18 protein-coding genes are annotated in these 17448 nt (G+C 65.9%); 8 read left to right on the forward strand and 10 right to left on the reverse strand.

What is annotated here, in order from left to right; genetic code table 11:
* Positions 1 to 66 precede the first annotated feature (66 nt).
* Both P9A16_RS09200 and P9A16_RS09205 read right to left on the reverse strand, forming a co-directional pair.
* Complete coding sequence (locus tag P9A16_RS09200) at positions 67 to 2400, reverse strand: glucose/quinate/shikimate family membrane-bound PQQ-dependent dehydrogenase (RefSeq protein WP_278025651.1); 2334 nt, start codon at positions 2398 to 2400, stop codon at positions 67 to 69.
* Positions 2401 to 2772: 372 nt separating this feature from the next.
* Positions 2773 to 4284 carry a protein adenylyltransferase SelO gene (locus P9A16_RS09205; RefSeq protein WP_024270265.1) on the reverse strand — a complete coding sequence of 504 codons (1512 nt, stop codon included), beginning with the start codon at positions 4282 to 4284 and terminating at the stop codon, positions 2773 to 2775.
* Positions 4285 to 4443: 159 nt separating this feature from the next.
* On the opposite strand from P9A16_RS09205, the gene P9A16_RS09210 reads away from it, so the two are divergent.
* Both P9A16_RS09210 and P9A16_RS09215 read left to right on the forward strand, forming a co-directional pair.
* Complete coding sequence (locus tag P9A16_RS09210; RefSeq protein WP_037406075.1) at positions 4444 to 4923, forward strand: hypothetical protein; 480 nt, start codon at positions 4444 to 4446, stop codon at positions 4921 to 4923.
* Between the two features lie 147 nt (positions 4924 to 5070).
* The gene (locus P9A16_RS09215) at positions 5071 to 7140 is read left to right on the forward strand and encodes a caspase family protein (protein ID WP_023516330.1); all 2070 of its coding nucleotides are present in this window, start codon (positions 5071 to 5073) and stop codon (positions 7138 to 7140) included.
* Positions 7141 to 7341: 201 nt separating this feature from the next.
* Here P9A16_RS09215 and P9A16_RS09220 read toward each other — a convergent pair whose 3' ends face one another.
* The 5 genes from P9A16_RS09220 to P9A16_RS09240 all read right to left on the reverse strand — a co-directional run bounded on the left by P9A16_RS09220 (position 7342) and on the right by P9A16_RS09240 (position 11911).
* On the reverse strand, positions 7342 to 9435 hold the full coding sequence (locus tag P9A16_RS09220) for a S9 family peptidase (protein ID WP_023516331.1): 2094 nt from the start codon (positions 9433 to 9435) through the stop codon (positions 7342 to 7344).
* Positions 9436 to 9503: 68 nt separating this feature from the next.
* A complete protein-coding gene (locus P9A16_RS09225) occupies positions 9504 to 9938 on the reverse strand; it encodes a DUF6691 family protein (RefSeq protein ID WP_024270264.1) in 435 nt (144 codons plus the stop codon).
* Positions 9935 to 10345 (reverse strand): YeeE/YedE family protein, encoded by a 411-nt coding sequence (locus P9A16_RS09230; RefSeq protein ID WP_024270263.1) that lies wholly within the window; start codon positions 10343 to 10345, stop codon positions 9935 to 9937. Before P9A16_RS09230 ends, P9A16_RS09225 begins: the two co-directional genes overlap by 4 nt.
* The gene (gene bigR, locus P9A16_RS09235; RefSeq protein ID WP_051758608.1) at positions 10342 to 10650 is read right to left on the reverse strand and encodes a sulfite-sensing transcriptional repressor BigR; all 309 of its coding nucleotides are present in this window, start codon (positions 10648 to 10650) and stop codon (positions 10342 to 10344) included. The genes P9A16_RS09230 and bigR overlap by 4 nt, the downstream gene beginning before the upstream one ends.
* A gap of 133 nt (positions 10651 to 10783) precedes the next feature.
* Positions 10784 to 11911 carry an AI-2E family transporter gene (locus P9A16_RS09240; RefSeq protein WP_023516335.1) on the reverse strand — a complete coding sequence of 376 codons (1128 nt, stop codon included), beginning with the start codon at positions 11909 to 11911 and terminating at the stop codon, positions 10784 to 10786.
* A 163-nt stretch (positions 11912 to 12074) separates the two neighbouring features.
* Between P9A16_RS09240 and P9A16_RS09245 the strand changes: the two genes are divergently transcribed.
* Entirely contained in the window at positions 12075 to 12485 is a 411-nt protein-coding gene (locus tag P9A16_RS09245) for a DUF930 domain-containing protein (protein ID WP_023516334.1), read from the forward strand.
* 95 nt (positions 12486 to 12580) lie between these two features.
* On the opposite strand, the gene P9A16_RS09250 is transcribed toward P9A16_RS09245, so the two are convergent.
* Positions 12581 to 13441: a VOC family protein gene (locus P9A16_RS09250; protein WP_278025693.1), complete on the reverse strand. Its 861-nt coding sequence runs from the start codon at positions 13439 to 13441 to the stop codon at positions 12581 to 12583.
* Positions 13442 to 13745: 304 nt separating this feature from the next.
* Between P9A16_RS09250 and P9A16_RS09255 the strand changes: the two genes are divergently transcribed.
* Positions 13746 to 14069, forward strand: a complete 324-nt coding sequence (locus tag P9A16_RS09255) for a TraR/DksA family transcriptional regulator (RefSeq protein WP_023516332.1) — start codon at positions 13746 to 13748, stop codon at positions 14067 to 14069.
* A gap of 134 nt (positions 14070 to 14203) precedes the next feature.
* The gene (trhA, locus tag P9A16_RS09260; RefSeq protein WP_024270262.1) at positions 14204 to 14863 is read left to right on the forward strand and encodes a PAQR family membrane homeostasis protein TrhA; all 660 of its coding nucleotides are present in this window, start codon (positions 14204 to 14206) and stop codon (positions 14861 to 14863) included.
* Positions 14864 to 14878: 15 nt separating this feature from the next.
* Here the strand turns inward: trhA and P9A16_RS09265 are convergent, their stop codons facing one another.
* Positions 14879 to 15379: a hypothetical protein gene (locus tag P9A16_RS09265; protein WP_050743535.1), complete on the reverse strand. Its 501-nt coding sequence runs from the start codon at positions 15377 to 15379 to the stop codon at positions 14879 to 14881.
* Between the two features lie 230 nt (positions 15380 to 15609).
* Between P9A16_RS09265 and P9A16_RS09270 the strand changes: the two genes are divergently transcribed.
* On the forward strand, positions 15610 to 16113 hold the full coding sequence (locus P9A16_RS09270; protein WP_023512958.1) for a GNAT family N-acetyltransferase: 504 nt from the start codon (positions 15610 to 15612) through the stop codon (positions 16111 to 16113).
* A gap of 30 nt (positions 16114 to 16143) precedes the next feature.
* Here P9A16_RS09270 and msrB read toward each other — a convergent pair whose 3' ends face one another.
* Positions 16144 to 16551, reverse strand: coding sequence for a peptide-methionine (R)-S-oxide reductase MsrB (msrB, locus tag P9A16_RS09275; RefSeq protein ID WP_023512957.1), 408 nt, complete (start codon positions 16549 to 16551; stop codon positions 16144 to 16146).
* Between the two features lie 140 nt (positions 16552 to 16691).
* Between msrB and P9A16_RS09280 the strand changes: the two genes are divergently transcribed.
* Both P9A16_RS09280 and P9A16_RS09285 read left to right on the forward strand, forming a co-directional pair.
* The gene (locus P9A16_RS09280; protein ID WP_023512956.1) at positions 16692 to 16925 is read left to right on the forward strand and encodes an AbrB/MazE/SpoVT family DNA-binding domain-containing protein; all 234 of its coding nucleotides are present in this window, start codon (positions 16692 to 16694) and stop codon (positions 16923 to 16925) included.
* A 2-nt stretch (positions 16926 to 16927) separates the two neighbouring features.
* Positions 16928 to 17344 (forward strand): type II toxin-antitoxin system VapC family toxin, encoded by a 417-nt coding sequence (locus P9A16_RS09285; protein WP_023512955.1) that lies wholly within the window; start codon positions 16928 to 16930, stop codon positions 17342 to 17344.
* Positions 17345 to 17448 lie beyond the last annotated feature (104 nt).

Consider the following 17448-nt stretch of genomic DNA (forward strand, 5'->3'; position numbering starts at 1 on the left):
GGCATAGTGAAAAGGCCGGCGCGCGGTGGCAATCGCGCGCCGGCCGGATGGCGGATCACGTCTTCGTTACGGCAGCGTATAGGCGATGACGTAGTCGCCGGGCTTGGTGCCGACGGAGCCGTGTCCGCCGGCGACGATCAGCACATATTGCCTGTCGCCGGCCGTGTAGGTCATCGGCGTGGCCTGTCCGCCCGCGGGAAGCCGGGCCTCCCAGAGCTGGCGGCCGCTCGTCAGGTCGTAGGCGCGCAGGTAGTCGTCCACTGCGGCTCCGAGGAAGGCAACGCCGCCCTTGGTGATCATCGGACCGCCGATGCCGGGCACGCCGACCTTGAAGGGCAGCGGCAGCGGCGTCATGTCCATGACCGTGCCGTTCTTGTGCTTCCAGGCGATCTCGCCGGTGGCAAGGTTCGCTCCGGCGACATAGCCCCATGGCGGCGCCTGGCAGGGAATGCCGAGCGGGCCGAGGAACGGGCCCATGAAGACGCCGTAGGGCGCGCCCTCGTTGCGGTTGAGGCCCTGTTCTGAGCCCTTCTCGCCCTGGCCCTTCGGCGGGATTTGGTCACGCGGCACGAGGCGGGAGGTGAAGGCGAGGTAGGTCGGCATGCCGAACATCACCTGCCGCTCCGGATCGACCGCCACGGAGCCCCAGTTGAACGTGCCGAAATTACCGGGATAGACGATCGTGCCTTCCAGCGAAGGCGGTGTGTAGCGGCCTTCGTACTTCATCGACAGGAAGTCGATGCGGCAGGCGAGCTGGTCGAACATGCTGATGCCCCACATGTCCCTTTCCCTGAGCGGCGGCGGCATGAAGGTGAGGCCGGAGACCGGCTGGGTCGGCGCGGTGAAGTCCTCGGGGATGGCGCCGGTCGGTGCCGGCACTTCCTTGACCTCGATGATCGGCTCGCCGGTGCGCCGGTCGAGCACGTAGATGTCGCCCTGCTTGGTGGGGCCCACGAGGGCGGGGATGGTGGCGCCGTCCCTGGTGATGTCGATCAGCGCCGGCTGGGCCGGCACGTCCATGTCCCAGAGGTCGTGGTGGACCGTCTGGCGCACCCAGCGCACCGCGCCCGTCTTGATGTCGAGCGCGACGATGGAGGAGGCGTATTTCTCGACATGCTCGCTGCGGCCCATGCCGAGCTGGTCGGGCACGCGGTTGCCGAGCGGGATATAGACGAGGCCGAGGGCGTCGTCATAGCTGAAGACCGACCAGGAATTCGGCGAATTGACCGTATAGACCTGGCCCTCGGGCAGCGGCGTCGTGACGTCCGGATTGCCGGAATCCCAGTTCCAGACGAGCGCGCCGGTGTTGACGTCGAAGGCGCGGATGACGCCCGACTGCGACTGGGTGGAGTAGTTGTCGTTCACCGCGCCGCCGATGATGATCTTGCCGTCGGTGATGACGGGCGGCGAGGTGGAATAGTAGTAGCCGGCCGGATTGTAGGGCATGCCCTGTTCGAGCTGCAGCACGCCGTTTTCGGCGAAGCTCGTGCAGACGTCGCCCGTCGCCGCGTCGAGCGCGATCAGCCGGGCGTCCGAGGTCGGCAGGTAGACGCGCGTGGCGCAGGTCGTGCCGGCGGCCACGGCCGGATCGGCATAATACGTCACGCCGCGGCAGGTCTGGTGCTGGCGGTCCGGGTTCATGCCGGAGTTGGAATCGTATTTCCATTTCTCCTTGCCCGAGGCCGCATCGAGCGCGATTGCCCAGTTGTGCGGCGTGCACATGTAGAGCGTGTCGCCGATCTTCAGCGGTGTCACCTGATAGGTGGTCTCGCCGACATCGTCGGGCAGCTTCACGTCGCCGGTCTGGTACTGCCAGGCGACTTTCAGCGTGCCGACATTTTCCGTGTTGATCTGGTCGAGCGGCGAATAGCGCTGGCCGTATTGCGTGCGGCCATATTGGTGCCATTCACCGGATGGCACATTGCCGCCGAGGGCGGGCGTGGCGTTGACGACGTCGGTCGGCAGGCTGCCGGCCACGTCGTGCGGGTCCTGCGTCATCGCAAAGCCGGCAACGCCGACGGAGACGAGCACGGCAACGGCGAGCGGCAGGGCCGAGGCCGGGTAGGGCGTGCCGGTGGGGCTGGCAAAACCGAGCGGGCGGCGGATGGCCGGCAGCATCAGCCACAGGCCGAGCAGCACGATGACGCCGCCGCGCGGGCCGAGCTGCCACCAGTCGAAACCGACTTCCCAGATCGCCCAGCCGAGCGAACCGAGGATGACGAGGGCGTAAAGCCAGAGCGCCGCGCCGGAGCGGCGCAGCAGAAGCACGGCGGTGACGAGGAAGGCAAGGCCGGTGACGAGATAATAGGGGCTGCCGCCGAGCGACAGCAGCCACCCGCCTCCGCCCGTCAGCACCAATCCGATGATGGCGAAGAGGGCGGCGGTCAGTGTGAGCAACATGGGGATCTCCGTTGGTGCTGCCGACCGGGGAGGAGGCCGACAAGACGTCCGGCTCAAGGAGGGACACGGGAGAAATTAGGGCGGAATCGTGGCGCTTCAATCCCGGAGAAGGGGAGAAGAGAAAATTATACTTTTAGACTCATGTTTTGAGGGCGAAACCATCACACGGGGAACTTGCCCTTCACCCTAACCTTCTCCCTTCAAGCGGGGAGAGGGGACGTGCCCCACGAACGGGTGTTGCTTGGGGAAAACGGCGCGGCATATCCCTTCGCCCCGCTTGCGGGGAGAAGGTGGCCGGCAGGCCGGATGAGGGGCAAGCTCCCCGGGTGATGGGCGCCTACAAGGAAGGGGCGGCCTTCAACCCCATTTCGGTCACGTCCCGCAGAAGGTTGCGGTGATCTCCTCGCCGGGCTTGGGCGGCAGGGCATAGGCGGCGAAGGCGGGCTGGTCCTCGTAGGGCCGCGCCAGCACGTCGTTCAGCGCCGAAAACAGCGAGAAGTCGCCGTGGTCGACCGCCGCCGCCAGCGCCTCCTCGACCTTGTGGTTGCGCGGGATGAAGGCGGGGTTGGCGTTGCGCATCGCCGCAGCGCGCGCCTGCGGGGTCCCGGCCTCCCGCGCCAGCCGCGCGCGCCAGAGGGCAAGCCAGGGCGCAAGCGTGCCGGGCGTTTCGAGAAGGTCTTCCAGGGCTGCGTCCGCTGCCTCGCTTTCGGCCGCGTCGGCAAGGCGCCGGAAGGCGAGCGTATAATCCGCCTTCTGCTCGTAGAGCGTGACCATGAGGTCGCGGATCAGGCCCTGGTCGTCGTCGTCTTCCTCGGCGCCAAGGCCGATCTTCGCCCGGATCACCACCTTCCAGTGATCCTGGAAGCGATCCATGAAGCGGGCGACGGCTGCGTTCGCCATCGCCACCGCCTTGTCCTGGTCGTCGTCGAGAAGGGCAAGCAGCGCCTCGGCAAGCCGGGCGATGTTCCACTGGCCGATGGCGGGCTGGTTGCCGAAGGCATAGCGCCCGTTGCGGTCGATGGAGGAATAGACGGTGCGCGGATCGTAGTGATCCATGAAGGCGCAGGGACCGAAATCGATCGTCTCGCCCGATACCGTCATGTTGTCGGTGTTCATCACGCCGTGGATGAAGCCGACGCCGAGCCATTTCGCGATCAGCGACGCCTGCCGGTCGGCGACGGCGTCGAGCAGCGCGAGATAGGGGTTTTGCGCGCCCTTCAGCGCCGGATAGTGCCTGTCGATGACATGGTCGGCGAGCACGCGCACATTCTCCGTGTCGCCGCGGGCGGCGAAGAACTGGAAGGTGCCGACGCGGATATGGCTTGCGGCGACGCGGGTGAAGACCGCGCCGGGCAGCACCCGGTCGCGATAGACCGGCTGGCCAGTGGCGACCGCCGCCAGCGCCCGCGTCGTCGGTATGCCGAGTGCATGCATGGCCTCGCTGACGATATATTCGCGCAGCACCGGTCCGAGCGCCGCCCGCCCGTCGCCGCGGCGCGAATAGGGCGTCTGGCCGGCGCCCTTCAACTGGATGTCGCGCCGACGGCCGTCGCGGTCGATCACCTCGCCGAGGAGGATCGCCCGTCCGTCGCCGAGCTGCGGCACGAACTGGCCGAACTGGTGGCCGGCATAGGCCATGGCAAGCGGCAGCGAGCCGGGCAGCGGCACGTTGCCGGAAAAATAGCCCGCGCCGTGCCGCTCCAGCGCATCCGCATCAAGGCCGAGTTCCCCGGCAAGCGTGCGGTTGAACGCGATCAGCCGCGGCGCTTCCACCGGGCTCGGATCGACCGGCGCGAAGAAGAGGTCCGGCAGGCGCGCATAGCTGTTGTCGAAGGCGACGGGGCGGCCGTCGTCGCTGCGCTGCGGGTTGGTGGCGTTGCTCATGGCGTCCTCTTGCGGCGTTCTCGTCTCGTTTGCCTATAGGTAGCGATGCGCGGCCGGAATGAAAGGGCCGGTGCAAGGAGGCTCGCTTGCCGTCCCTCAGGCGCGGTGCTAGCGTTCGGTGACAAGCCATGCCGGTTCAACATGTCGGGGTCCTGCCAGATGCGTGCGCTCGCGGTCTTTTTGCTATTCCCGTCCATCGCCTTCGCGCAAACCTGCGGCGCCTGGAGCGCCGCCGTCTCCGAGGAGGAGGAGGGGCCTGTCATGCTGGCCGCAGTCTGTGTCGGCGCCGGGACGACGGAAAGCAACCTCTTCCTGAAATGCGGCCCGGAAGGTCAGTTGAACCTGCGGTTCCTTCCCGCTGCGGCGCTGGATTTTCCGCCGGGCGACGGCGGGGATTTTTCCAGCCCGCTGCGTCTTTCCGTCGACGGCGAAGCATTCGACCGGCCGGCGCATTACGAGGCGATGGACGGCGCGATGGTCAGCGAGGTCCCGCTCGCGGGCCCGCTGGTCGATCGGCTGAAGGCGGGCAAGGCGCTCACCGTCGCCTATCCCGAAACGGCATTCAAGCCGCTCGCCCTTCCGCTGACGGGCTCGAAGGCGGCGATCGACAAGCTGGCGGCCGCCTGCACCGGCTCCTGACGCCGCGCCGTGCCGCCGTGTGGAATTTCATGACCTTCTGAATAAGCGGGCGGCGCCGTCCGTCCCCTTTTCAAGCATGCATTGGGTGAGCGAATGTCCGGTTGCCGGCGTGCCGGCGGACCGCGATCATGCCTCGGGGAGGGTATCGTGCAGCGGAATGTCCATCGGTGGGTCGCGGCGCTTGCCGCCTGTCTTGTTCTTCTCGTCGCGCCTGCGGCCTTTGCCGCCGAACGCTACGCGCTCCTCATTGGCAATGCCGAATACGAGGATGCCGAGCCGCTGGAAAATCCGCTGAACGACATCGACCTCGTCGGCGAGGCGCTGGAGCGGGTGGAGTTCGACGTGACGCGTGTCACCGATGCCGACCATCTCGGCATGCTTTCGGCGCTCAACAACTTCACGCGGCTGGCGGAGAAGGCTGAGGACCCGGTGCTCTTCGTCTATTTTTCCGGCTACGCGGTGCAGATCGACGGCGACAATTTCCTGCTGCCGGTCGATGCCTCCGGCCGCACCGTCACGGGCCTGCGCAACCGTTCGCTGCCCGTCTCGGAAATCACGAAGACGCTGCGCGGGCTCGGCAAGGGCCTGAAGGTCGTGCTGTTCGACGCCGCACACGAAAACCCGTTCCTGACGCTGCGCGACATCCCGGAAGGGCTCGCCGAGCCGAAGGACGCCGCGGGCGTGCACTATGCCTATGCCGCCACGCCCGGCACCGCCTATGACTACGAGGGAACGCCGATCAGCGCCTTCGCTTCGGCCTTCGTCGATGCAATCAGCATTCCCGGCATCGTGCTGGAGGATGCCTTCCGCAAGACCGGCGAGATCGTCAAGGAGCGCAGCAAGGGCAAGCAGGAGACCTGGCAGAGCGATGCAGACTACGGAAAGTTCGCCCTGAGCCCGAAGGACGACAAGGTCGACGAGGCCGAGATCGCCTTCTACGAATTCGCCGCGCTCGCCGACAACCGCGAGGCCTATGACCGCTATCTCGGCCGCTATCCCGAGGGCATCTTCGCTTCTGTGGCCAAGCGCAAGATCGACCTTCTCGCCCGGCGCTTTTCCGGCGACCGCGAGGTGAGCGACGAGATGCCCTATCTCACGGTATCCAACGACCGGGGCGATCCCTGCGGGCGCATCACCTTCGGCGACTATGCGCAGGATCGTCGTCTTTCCGATGTCTACAAGGACGGCCAGCTGGTGCTGATCGACGTCCGCTTCTGGTATCCGCCGGAAGGCTGCGACTATCTCTCCTACTTCACCACGGTCTATTCGCATGAGCGGCTGCGCAACGTCATCACCGCGGCCAGCATTCCCGAGCGGCGCATCTATGTCGCGAGCCGGGACGATCTCAGCCCCAGCGAGGAGCGCGCGATCTACGACTATTTCGACGAGGACCGCCGTGGTTACGCGCAGTCCCTGATGTTCCGCGCGATCAACGAGGAGCGCCGCCACAGCCTCGGCGTCGCCCTCAAGACGCCTGATGACAATGCCCGCGAGTATGTCGACGAGGTGGATTGCGGCGACGGGTGCCTGCGCGTGCGCGGCCTCGTGCGTTTCCGCGACAACAGCGTGCGCGCGCTGGAGGACTACGAGTTCGACTTCGTCGACGTGCGCCGCCTCGGGCTCTACGACAAGTACCGCGCCGCGCTGCGCGATTTCCCGGACGAGCAGCACGCGTCAAGCGACACGGCCGGCCACGACACGAAGACGGACGGCTATGCCGCGGAGGCCAGCCAAGAGAAGAAGACGGATGCCTATGGCGAAACCGCTGCCGCCGGCCACGACGACGGCTACGGCAAGGACGCCGATCCCTACCGCGCCGCGCGCACGGTCGGCGGTTGGGAGATCGCCGCGGATTTCTCCGGCGACCGCCGCTTCCTGAACTGCCGCGCCACCCGCAGCGGCGAGGGCGGCCGCCACGCCGCCTTCCGTTGGTACGACGACGGCCATGTCACCTTCGGCTTCCAGGACACGGCCTACGACTACCGCGACGACTACACGAACCACGCGACATACTGGATCGACGACGGTGCTGGCTACGACGTCAAGGGCAAGGCCTATGGCGGCCAGGAGATCGCCTACGACCTCGGTCGCGACGGCGGGGTGATCGACGCACTGAAGCGGGGGAACACCATCCGTATCGGCGAGGTGCGGACGAGCCTGAAAGGCTCGAGCGCGATGCTGGACGACCTCAAGGCATGTGTGGCGGCGTTCCGGTAGGGCGCCGCAGTGGCTGCCTCTCATCCGCCTGCCGGCCCCTTATCCCCACAAGCGGGGAGAAGGGATTTGCTGCACTGGTTTCCCACCAGGAGGAGATGGTCGAATGCAGGAAAGCCTCACGGCTTGCTTCCTTCTCCCCGCCTGCGGGGAGAAGGTCGCGGCAGCGGGATGAGGGGCTAAACCTCCGCCTGCGGGTCGCCGTCACATCTTCCCCGCCACCTTGATCGCGAAGGCATATTCGAAGGCGATTTCCTCCAGGCGCTGGAAGCGGCCCGAGGCGCCGCCGTGGCCGGCGCCCATGTTGGTCTTGAGGAGGATCGGTTCGCCGCCGGTGGTCCTTTCGCGCAGCCGGGCGACCCATTTGGTCGGCTCCCAATAGGTGACGCGCGGGTCGGTGAGGCCGGAGAGCGCGAGGATGGCAGGGTAGGCCTTGGCCTCCACGTTGTCGTAGGGCGAGTAGCTGGCCATCAACTGGTAGAAGTCCTTGCTCTCGATCGGGTTGCCCCATTCGGGCCATTCCGGCGGGGTGAGCGGCAAGGTGTCGTCCAGCATGGTGTTGAGCACGTCGACGAAGGGCACGGCGGCGATGATGCCGCCGAACTTTTCCGGCGCCATGTTGGCGATCGCGCCCATCAGCATGCCGCCGGCCGAGCCACCCTCGGCGACGATGTTCGCGTAGGACGTGAACTTCTCCTGATTCAGATAGTCGGCTGCGGCGACGAAGTCCTTGAAGGTGTTGGTCTTCTTGTCCATCTTGCCGTTTTCGTACCAAACGAAACCCTTGTCCTTGCCGCCGCGGATATGGGCGATGGCGTAGACGAAGCCACGATCGACCAGCGACAGGCAATTGGTGTTGAAGGACGCCGGGATGGTGATGCCGTAGGCGCCGTAGCCGTAGAGCAGGCAGGGCGCAGAACCGTCGAGGGGCGTGTCCTTGCGGTAGAGCAGGGTGACCGGCACCGTCTCGCCATCCCAGGCGGGGGCGAAGACGCGGCGGGTGACATAGTCGTCGATCGTGTGGCCGGAGGGCACTTCCTGCGTCTTCAGAAGCGTGCGCTCGCGCGTCGCCATGTTGTAGTCGAAGAGCTGCGAGGGCGTCGTCATCGAGGAATAGGAGAAGCGGATGACGTCGGTGTCGTATTCCGCCGCGCCCGAAAGGCCGAGCGAATAGGCTTCTTCCGCGAAGGCGATGGCGTGTTCCTCGCCGCTTTCCCGGTCGCGCACGACGATGCGCGGCAGGCCTTCATGGCGCTCCAGCCAGACGAGGTGGCGGGCAAAGGCCATGTGGTTGAGGATCAGCGTGCCCGGGCGATGCGGCACGACCTCCGTCCAGTTCTCGCGGCCCGGCGCCGTCACCGGCGTTTGGCAGATCTTGAAGTCCTTGGCGCCGTCGGCATTGGTAAGGATGTAGAAGACGTCGCCGCCTTCCGTCATCGAATATTCAAGGCCCACTTGGCGCGGAGCGACGAGGACCGGGGTCGCAAGTAGGTCCTTGGTGGAGAGCAGGCGGTATTCGCTCGTCTCGTGGTCGTGGATGTCGATATAGATGAAGTCGTCGATCAGCGAGCCGCCGACCGACATGAAGAAGCCGGCATCCTTCTCCTCATAGACGAGGCGGTCGTTTTCCTGCCGCTCCCCGAGGATGTGGTGGAAGATTTTCGACGGACGGTGGTTCTCGTCGAGCGCGGTGTAGAAGAAGCTCTTCGCATCCGGCGCCCAGACGCCGTCGCCGCCGGTATTGACGAGGTCGTCGCCGCGGTCCTCGCCGGTCGCAAGGTCGCGCACCTTTAGCGTGAAGTATTCCGAGCCCTTGTCGTCATAGCCCCAGATGCCGAGCGAGTGGTCGGTGGAATGGCCGATGCCGGCAAGGCGGAAGTACTGCTTGCCTGCCGCCTCCTTGTCACCGTCGAGCAGGATGGTGCGTTCGCCGCCGTCGCGCGGTTCGCGGAAGTAACGCGGCTGCTCGCCGCCGGTGACATAGGCGGTGCCATAGGCGAAGGGACCGTCCTTGACGGGCACCGAGCTGTCGTCCTCCTTGATGCGGCCGCGCATCTCGGCAAACAGGGTCTTCTGCAGCGCCTCGGTGTCGGCCATCGCGGCCGTCATATAGGCGTTCTCCGCCTCCAGATGCGTGCGGATCTCCGGCTGGAGAATCGAGGGATCCTTGAACATCGCCTGCCAGTTCTCGTCGCGGAACCAGGCGTAGTCGTCGGTGCGGGTGATGCCGTGGCGGGTATCGGAGACCGGCTTCTTGGCGGCGACGGGGGCGGCGGGCAGATTTTTGAAGACGGGCAAGATTTCACTCCGGCAAATCGGTAGGCGGGATCAGAGAGATAGAGAGCCCTGCGGCCTGCATCAAGCGTTCAGCCCGCCCGACGGGCGAAAAGCCGGTCGTGCAACACCATGCCGGCCACCATGCAGGCGACGAAGAGGAGGGGTTCGGGCCGGCCGAGCGAAAGGGCGGCCAGCGCCGGGCCGGGGCAGAAGCCGCCGAGCCCCCAGCCGAGGCCGAACAGCGCCGAGCCGAGGATGAGCCTCCGATCGACGGGGCGGGTATCGGGCAGGTGGAAGCCGTCCGAGAAGGCCGGGCGCGGCAGGCGACGGATGAGGGCGAGGCCGAGCGCCATGACGGCGACGGCGCCGCCGAGCACGAAGGCAAGGCTCGGATCCCAGTCGCCAGCAAGGTCGAGGAAGCCCTGCACGCGCGCCGGGTCCAGCATGCCGGACAGGGCAAGGCCGAGGCCGAAGAGCGCGCCGCAGGCGAGCGCCGACAGGATTTGCGGGACGGGGCGGGTCACAGGCCGAAACTCCGCAGGATCGCGACGGCGAAAACACCGGCAACGAGGAAGCTGGCGACGGCGGCGAAGGAGCGTGGCGAAAGCCGGGCAAGGCCGACGACGCCATGACCGCTGGTGCAGCCGGAGCCCATGCGCGTGCCGAAGCCGACAAGGAGGCCCGCCGCGGCGATGAGCGGCAACGGGGCGGCGATGGTAACGGCCGGCCAGCCGCCGGCAAAGCCGCGATAGAGGATGGGGCCGAGGAGGAGGCCGGCGACGAAGGCGGTGTTGACCGCGACGTTGCTCCCCTGGGTGAGCCGGCCGAGGATGCCGCTGATGCCGGCGACCCGGCCGTTGAGGGCGAGCAGCAGCGCGGCGGCAAGGCCGATCAGCATGCCGCCGAGAAGGGAGGGGAGGTAGTCGATCATGGATTGTCCTCGTCCGTACAGAAGATCGTGTAGAGCGCGCCGACGAGCCTTGCGGCCTTTTCGGCGGTGAGGCGGTAGAAGATCTGCTTGCCTTCCCGGCGGGTCTCGACGATGCCGGCCTCACGCAGGACGTTGAGCTGTTGGGAGAGCGTCGGCTGGTGGATGCCGAGCCGGCGTTCGAGGTCGCCGACGGAGAACTCGCCCTCGGCGAGGGTGCAGACCAGCATCAGCCGGGCCGGATGGGCGAGCGTCTTCAGGAGGCCGGCGACCTCGGCCGCCCGCGCCTCCATGGCCTGCGGCGGCATTGTCGCCTTGCCGCCGGGCGGTGTCGTCACGCTCAAGGGGCACGTCCTTCCAGCCGTTGCTTTCAACAATATACACTTTCATATAATGTATAATGTTTATTGGCAAGCGGGACTGTGACGGTGCGACGGTTTGTCAGCCGGGCAGGCTGCGCCGGGCCTTGCGCTTGGCGGGGCGCAGCTCGTCGGCGATGGTCATGCCGATGATGGACAGAGGCAGCGCCAGCATGGCGCCGGCCGCGCCCCACATCCAGGTCCAGAAGATGATGGCGGTGAAGATGATGAAAGCGTTGACCTCCAGCCGCTTGCCCATCACGGCCGGCATGATGAGGTTTTCCATGGCAAGGTGCACGACGAAGAAGGCGAGCGCCGGCAGGAGGCCCATCATCAGCGTCTCGTGGGTGAGGAGGCCGGCGGTGGCGAGCGCGATGGTCATCAGCGTCACGCCGAGGAAGGGCACGAAGGAGGAGAGGAAGGCGAAGAGCCCCCAGAGCACGGGCATGGCGAGCCCGCCGCCCCAGGTGATGAGCGCGGTGACGACGCCGAGCGCGCCGTAGACCAGCGCGGCGGTGGCGAAATAATAGCCGAGCGCGCTGTCGATGGCGTTCATTACGCGGATGGCGGCAAGCCGCTGGCCGCGCCGCGGGAAGGCCATGATCAGCATCTGGCGCAGTTTCAGCCGGGCCGAGAGGAAAAGCACCAGCGCGGCGAAGAAGATCATGCCCTGCAGGAGGGCGGGGGTGAGGCTGGCCGAGAGGATGCCGAGGATGCTGCCGGTGTTTTCCAGCACCTTTTCCATCGACATCTGGCCGCTCTCGAAGGTCTGCGGGCTGATGTTCAGCCAGCCGAGGCGGGAGAACAGCGGTGTGATGCGGTCATAGGCCCCGCGCACCAGATCGGGGGCGTTTGCGGCAAGCTGCGTGATCGGATCGGCAAGCATGCCGGCGATGAAGAAGACGCCCACCCCGAAGGCGCCGGCCAGCAGCAGCGCGGTCGGGAGCGGCGGAATGCCGAGATCGGTCAGCTTTTCCGCGGCCACGCCGAAGATCAGGCCGGTGACGACCGCCAGCGACAGCGGAATGAGGATCGGCGCCATGAGATAGACGACGGCCATGGCCATGATGACGAAGATGCCGATGGCGGCCCAGGCCGCGGCGATGTCCAGCCCGTAGCGGCGTGGCGCGTCCTGCGAAAGGTCCTTTTCCATGTCGAGGCTGCCCCGCAAGAGCCGCCGTTCCGCCGGTTTTCCCGAAATGTCGTGCATGGCATAGCCCTTCTTTGGCGCCAAAAACGCGCGAAGCGTGCGGAAGTTCCGCCGCTTGTGGCCTGAAACCTGCGGTGGGTTGCCAGCGCCGCGAAATCGACATATTGCCCGTTAACCCCGAATTAAGGTGTCGGTAATGACGCCACGAAGAGGAGGCCGACAGTTGAAACGGCAGGCAGGCGGGCTTTTTATCGCCCTTTGCACTCTGGCGCTCGCGCCGCTCTGTTCATCCCCCGCGCTGGCGATCGATGCCCGCGTGCGCAGCCAGCTTCAGAAGCTGACGCCGGAAGAGCGGCTGGAGCAGCGCTGCGACATCGAGGCGATGGACAAGATCAGCGGCGACAAGGGCGGCTTTCGCCCGGACAAGGTGATCGCCTATGCCTTCGGCGATCCCAAGCTCGACGGTACCACGATCAAGACGAAGGGCGCCGTCTTCCGCAGCGGCGGCGAATGGTATCGCCTGTCCTACAAATGCGAGGCGAGCGCCGACCGGCTGGAGGTCAATGCCTTCAAGTACCGCATCGGCGACGTGGTGCCGCACGAGGACTGGGCCGCGCATTATCTCTACGATTGAGGCCGTGGGGCGTCTTATAGCGACGCCCGATACCACCCTCTGCCCAGCAGGGCAGAGGGTGGATGCTCCAACCCTCCACCTTGGCGCGCGTCGGCTCAGGCCGAGAGCTTGAGGCCAATGCCCCAGGGATCGTCGAGCGAGACTGTGTCGCCCTCGCGCGTCGTCGCGATCGACAATTCATCCAGCTTTTTCAGTGCCGTTTCCAGCTTCGCCGGATCGTTGAAGCGGATCGTGTAGTCGGAAAGGCCCGTCATGCCCGTCTGGCGCTTCGGCTGGCCACGGGAGTTCCACACATTGGCGGCGACATGGTGGTGGTACTTGCCCGTCGCGAAGAAGCTGGCGCCGGGATAGCTCGCCATGATGTCGAGGCCGAGCACATCGCGGAAGAAGGCGTCCGCCTCCGGGATGTCGGAGACCTGGAGATGGATGTGGCCGATCGCCGTGCCGTTTTCCTGGCCCTTCCAGCCGTCCTTCGGCGCTTCGTCATAAAGAGCCTGCAGGTCGAGCCGGTTCGTCGCCATCTTGACCTTGCCGTCGGGCACATAGGTCCATTCGGTGCGGTCGCGGTCGCGATAGATCTCGATGCCGTTGCCTTCCGGATCGTCGAGATAGATCGCCTCGCTGACGAGATGGTCGGAAGCGCCGGTGAGCGGCACGTTGTTGTGCGCCGCATGGGCGAGCCAGCGGCCGAGTTCCCGGCGGTTGGGCACCAGGAAGGCGGTGTGGAAGAGGCCCGGCGCATTGCGCGGCGCGCGCGCGGCATTGCTGCCCGTCGTCAGCGTCAGGAGCGGCCGGCCGGCAACGCCGAGCGTTTCGCCAGAAGCCGATGTGTCCAGCACCGAAAGCCCCATCACCTTCTGGTAGAAGGCCGAGAGCATCGGCAGGTCGATCACCGTCAGGTGCGAATGATCGACGAAGGCAGGCATGTCGATGGCGTGGCTGTTCGTATCGTTCATCGGGGCGGTCTCCGCGCGGCTGGGGCCGGCCCTGGTGGCGGCGATGCCCGCGGCGGCGGCGCCGAGGAATGTCCGTCTGTCGAGGTCCGTCATGGTTCTATCCCTGTTTCGGTTTCCCCTGGAAACCGTTCTGTCGTGGGGGAATATGGCGGAGCGGCGGCGTTCACGAAAGGTGGTGTTTCGGCGATTTACTGTCAATGCAGCGTTGACGGTACCGGTTCGGGAACTTGATTCCGATCAATGTCGTTTCTCAGGCGCGATGCCATTTTCGGTGCATGATCGCAGATGAAAGGAGATCGGTACCGTGACGGACCTGGCGCAGTACAAGGACATTCTGGAGGCCCGCAAGCGCGAGCTCTACAGCCGCCTGAACAGGATCGAGAAGGATCTCGACACGCTAAAGAGCGGCGACAGCGCCGACCGCGCCATCGAGCGGGAGAACGACGAGGTGCTGGAGGAATTCGGCACGACCGGTCTCAAGGAACTGGGCGCCATCGACGCCGCGCTCGACCGCATCGCCGCCGGCACCTTCGGACTGTGTGCCAAGTGCGGCGCGCCGATCTCCGCAGCCCGCCTCGCCGCCGTGCCCCATGCCGCGCTCTGCGAGGAGTGCATCGCGCAGCAATAGCGCCTGCCGCGGTAGGGGTCTCGGGTTTGGGTCGAGCATTCGTCTCACGCGGCAAACTTTTGTGATCCGGCCACACTCTTGCCCCTGGCTTCCAAACGCGCCACCTTGTCTTCACAGACAAGGCAGGATCGGCCGTGACGGAGATCAAGGGCGTTAAATGGAACTATGATCGGGGCGAGGTGATCGCCGACGGCATCGTGCATGGTGTCGGCGTCGTGCTCGCGCTGATCGGCGTGACGGCGCTGATCTTCTATGCCACCGTCTGGGCGACGAGCGGGCAACTGGCGGCCGCCTGGGTTTACGGCGTCGGGCTCGTCGCTGCGCTCGCCACCTCCTTCGCCTACAATCTCTGGCCGGTCTCGACGGTCAAATGGCATCTGCGCCGCTTCGACCATGCCGCGATCTTCGTGCTGATCGCCGCCACCTATACGCCCTTCCTGCAGCGCGGCATCGACGAGCCGCTGCTCGCCGGCATGCTCGTCGGTATCTGGCTGATGGCGGCGGCGGGCGTGGCGCTGAAATTCCTCCTGCCCGGCCGCTACGACCGGCTGGCGATCCTCATCTATCTCGCCATGGGCTGGAGCGGTGTGCTTGCCGCCGGGCCGCTGACGACACACCTTCCCACCGCCACGCTGACGCTCATCGTCGCCGGCGGCGTGCTCTATTCGGTGGGTGTCATCTTCCATGTCTGGGAGAAGCTGCGCTTCCAGAACGCCATCTGGCACGGCTTCGTCGTCGCCGCTGCCGCCGTGCATTATTCGGCAGTGCTGACCAGCGTCGTTTCGGGTGTCTGACGGCGTGTTTCGCCGCTATTGCGCCGGCGGGGCGGTGCCCTGTGCGCTCGTGCAGCCCTCGGCCGGCCGCAGCGATTTCACCAGCTTGCCGATGAGCGGCGACATCTCCGCCTTCATCGATTGCGGATATTCCAGCACGAAGGAGGCGGCCGCCTCGTCGCACAGCGCGATGATGCGGTGATAGAGGATGGAATCGACAAGCGTGCCGGAAAGGCTTGCCCAGCCGGCCGCCTGCCGTTCGTAGCTGAGATCCCAGCCCTCCCGCAGATAGGCCATGCGCCGGCTGGCGACCTCGTCCGCGAACGACCCGATCACCAGATGGTTCGCCCAGACGGAGAGCTTGGCCTCGCCATTGGCATAGGTCCGCCCGTCGCCATTGTCGGCCTCCTGCACGAGCGTGAAGCCGGGCGGGACGTCCACCGCAAAACCGAAGCGGGCGTTGGCATAGGGCTCCCAGCCCTGGGCGAAGGCGGCGGCGGGGAGGGTGAAGAAAAGAAGGAAGAGAAAACGTTGCACGATGGGCTACTCGTTGATGGCGTCCCCTGGGGAACGGACAAAGGCGGGCGTTTCTTCACCCTTCAAGCGCTGCTGAAATCCGCGAAGCGATTCCGTTTCAAGGAATTGTGCAGCGCTTTTAAACTGTTACAGCATCCTTCGCGCGTCAAGTTTGCGGCGCCGCGCCACAAAGCAGGCTGGACAGCTTTCCCGCTCCTCCTGTATGGCAGGAGGCAAAACCGGGGGGAACCATGGACATCACGATACGCGACGCCGTGGAGGCGGATCTTCCCGGCATCATGGACATCTACAACGATGCCGTCGCCAACACGACGGCGATCTGGAACGAGGCCACCGTTGACCTCGAAAACCGCAAGGCCTGGTTCTCCGCTCGCCGCGAGCGCGGGTTCCCGGTGCTCGTCGCCATGCGGGGCAAGCAGGTGATCGGTTACGCCTCCTATGGCGACTGGCGGGCCTTCGACGGTTATCGCCACACGGTCGAGCATTCCGTCTATGTGCGCGGCGATTCCCGCGGCACCGGCACGGGCAAGCGCCTGCTCAAGGCGCTGATCGACCGGGCGAGTTTCAACGGCATCCATGTGATGATCGCCGGCATCGAGGCGGAGAATGCCGCCTCGATCAAGCTGCACGAAAAGCTCGGCTTCCGCGTGGTCGGCCGGTTCAGCGAGGTCGGCATCAAGTTCGGCCGCTGGCTGGACCTGACCTGCATGGAACTCAAGGTTCCCAAGCGGTAGGCCCGGCCCGCGGCCGCCTTTCCATGTGCCTCAGTCCGGATCGAAGCTGAGGGCCACGCCGTTCATGCAGAAGCGCAGGCCCGTCGGCGGCGGACCGTCCGGGAAGACGTGGCCGAGATGCGCGTCGCAGTCCGAACACCGGATTTCCGTGCGCGTCATGCCGTAGGAATAGTCGGAATGGTCCGCCACGGCGCCGGGCTCGATCGGCTGGTAGAAGCTCGGCCAGCCGGTGCCGGAATTGAACTTCGCCTCCGAGCGGTAGAGTGGCCTGTCGCAGCAGATGCAGTGATAGGTGCCTTTCTTGGAAAGGTCGAAATCGGGGCTGGAAAAGGCACGCTCCGTGCCGTGTTCGCGCGTGATGCGGAACTGTTCCGGCGTCAGGATCTCCCGCCACTCGTCCTTCGTCTTGTTGACCTTCAGTGTCTTCGTGTCGCTCATCGCGTCCTCCTGTCGGAGCCATAGATAGGGTGCCGGGGGCGGCAAGACAATCTTTGGCGGTATCCTGATGGAGGGCTGGCAAACACAGCGTTTGCGGCGTAAAGTAATACGCACTTTCACGACGGTATTACCGAGGGTTCATGAGCACGACGGTGACGAGCAAGGGGCAGGTGACGATCCCGAAGGCCGTGCGGGACTTCCTTGGCATCGGCCCCGGCAGCCGGGTCGAGTTCCGCCGGGTCGGGGATGGCAGCATCGTCGTCGTGCCCCTGGACGATGCCCGGCCGAAAAGCCGGTTTGCGCGCCTGCGCGGCCAGGCCGGTCAGGGAATGACGACGGACGAGATCATGGCACTGACGCGCGGCGACGATTGAGCATGTTCCTGGTCGACACGAATGTCCTGCTCGACCTCGTGACGGAAGATCCGGTCTGGGCTGCGTGGTCGCAGGCCGAGCTTGAGGCCGCCGCATTGCTTGGTCCCCTCGCGATCAACGATGTCGTCTATGCCGAGCTTTCCGTGCGCTACCGGGATATTGCCGATCTCGATGCGATGGTCGCGCTGGCGGAGCTGGAGCCCTTGCCCATGCCGCGGCAGGCCCTTTTCCTTGCGGGAAAGGCCTTCCAGGCCTATCGCCGGACCGGCGGCAACCGCGTGAGCGTGCTGCCGGACTTCTTCATCGGCGCCCATGCCGCGGTTGCCGGCCTGACCTTGATCACACGGGACGCCGGGCGATACCGGACTTACTTCCCGAGCCTTGCCTTGCATACGCCTGATCCGCCTGAAGGTGGGTAAAACGTCGCAGGTTTGCCGTTCAAGGGTGGTGATTTTCGTCATACCGACGTAGAACCGGCGATCTGAAAAACACGGCAAGACGGGTGGAGCCCGCGGATGAGGGA

The organism is Shinella sp. 838, assembly GCF_029623935.1.
Classification (GTDB): domain Bacteria; phylum Pseudomonadota; class Alphaproteobacteria; order Rhizobiales; family Rhizobiaceae; genus Shinella.